The 2,020-nt window shown below is 66.8% G+C and carries 2 protein-coding genes; both read right to left on the bottom strand.

From position 1 onward, the window contains the following. Window positions 1-1,446 (bottom strand): condensation domain-containing protein (locus APH30_RS26935; protein WP_256222154.1); only part of this gene is annotated, 1,446 nt, incomplete at its 3' end. Next, window positions 1,446-2,020 (bottom strand): phosphopantetheine-binding protein (locus APH30_RS26930; RefSeq protein ID WP_256222153.1); only part of this gene is annotated, 575 nt, incomplete at its 5' end. The genes APH30_RS26930 and APH30_RS26935, both read right to left, overlap by 1 nt.

Here is a 2,020-nt window from a genome sequence, read left to right as displayed (position 1 = left end):
CGGCAGTTCGGCCACCGGTTGGTGCGGTTGCTCGACGATGCCTTGCAACAGGTTGATGAAGTGGGTGGACAGCCGCTCGATGGTCGAGCGCTCGAACAGGTCGGTGGCATAGATGAACGACGCCTCCAATCCCTCTGGCGATTCGCGGGTCTCCAGGGTCAGGTCCAGTTGGGCCACTTCGGTGACACTGTCCACGCCTTCGATCTGCAGGTCGCCCAGGCGCGCACTGGTCGCCCCGCCACGGCCGGCCGCTTGGTGGTTGAACATCACCTGAAACAGCGGGTTGAGCCCCAGGGTGCGCTCCGGCGCCAGGGCCTCGACCAGTTGCTCGAACGGCAGCTCCTGATAGGCCTGGGCATCCAAGGCGTGCTGGCGGACCTGGCGCAACAATTCGACGAAGGGCTGCTCGCCGGCGACCTGGGCACGAATCACCTGAGTGTTGACGAAGTAACCGATCAGCCCTTCGGTCTCGACCCGGTTGCGGTTGGCGCTGGGCACCCCGATGCGGATATCGTGCTGGCCGCTGTAGCGGTGCAACAACGCATGCAATGCCGCCAGCAGCAGCATGAACAAGGTGCCACCCTCGGCCCGGGCCAAGGCATGCAGGTCATGACTCAAGGCCGCCGGCAGTTGCAGGTTGCAGCGCGCGCCACGGTAGCTGGGCTGCGCCGGCCGCGCGTGATCCAGCGGCAGTTCCAGCACCGGTTGCTGCGCGCCCAGGCGCTCGGTCCAGTAGGCCAGCTGGCGATCACGCTCGCCCGCCTCCATCCAGTGGCGCTGCCACAGGGCATAGTCGGCGTACTGGATCGGCAGCGGCGCCAGCGTCGGCGCCTGGCCGAGGCTCAAGCCGGCATACAGGGCGATCAGCTCGCCGACCATCACCTGCATCGACACGCCATCGGAAACGATATGGTGCTGAGTCAGTACCAGCACATGGTCGTCGGGCGCCAGCTCCAGCAGGCGGACCCGCAGCAGCGGCCCCGCCTCGAGGTCGAACGGGTGGCGGGTTTCCTCGGCCACCCGGGCCTCCAGTTGTGCCAAGTCCAGCGGCCCGACCACCTCATGGGCGATAGCCAACCCGGCCCCGGGGTCGATCACCTGCAATGGGCGCGTCTGGTCGAAGACGAAGCGGGTGCGCAGCGTCTGATGCCGTTCCACCAACCGCTCGAAGGCACCTTGCAGCGCTTGGCGATCCAGCCGGCCGCGCAGCCGCAGGGCCATGGGGATGTGATAGGCACTGCTGTGCGGCTCCAGCTGCCAGAGGAACCACTGGCGCTCCTGGGCGAAGGACAGCGGCAGTTGCTCGAAGGCCGACTGCACCTCGGGGATCGGCAGGTTGGCCGGGGACACGCCCTCGGCCAGCATCTTCTCCAGGTACAGCGCACGCTTGTCCAGGGGCAAGGTGATGAAGCGGCGAGCGATCCGCGCGGCAACGGTATTGTCCATCACAGCCCCTCCATGTCGTCGAGCAGGCCTTCCAGACGGCTCAGGGTCGCATCCTGCACCTGTGCGCCGGTGGCTTGCAGTTGCGCCACCAGTGCACCGAGCACCGGGTATTGGAACAGCAGCTGCGGGACCAGTTTCAGCCCCAGTTCGAGTTGAATACGCGACACGATATTGATCACCAGCAGGGAATGCCCGCCCAGTTCGAAGAAGTTGTCCGTCAGGCCGACCCGCTCAAGCCCGAGCACCTGCGCCCAGATCGCCGCGACCTGTTGTTCCAGTTCACTCTGCGGCGCCACGTAGGCACGCTGCGACTGCGCGGCATCCACGGCAGGCAAAGCCTTGCGGTCGAGCTTGCCGTTGGGCGACAGCGGCAGGCTGTCCAGTGCCAGCCACTGGTTCGGCACCATGTAGTCCGGCAGGCCGCGGCGCAGGTGCTCGGCCAGTTGTGCCTGCCAATCGGCGGCCTCGCCGGCCAGCACCACATAACCGACCAGCTGCTTGCCGTCCGGCACCGTCACCACGGCTTCACGCACCAGGTCGTGCTCCAGCAGACGCGCCTCGATCTCGCCCAGCT

The sequence above is a fragment of the Pseudomonas sp. NBRC 111127 genome (genome assembly GCF_001320345.1).
In the GTDB taxonomy this organism is placed as follows: Bacteria; Pseudomonadota; Gammaproteobacteria; order Pseudomonadales; family Pseudomonadaceae; genus Aquipseudomonas; species Aquipseudomonas juntendi.
This window is presented reverse-complemented; position numbering and strand designations above follow the sequence as displayed.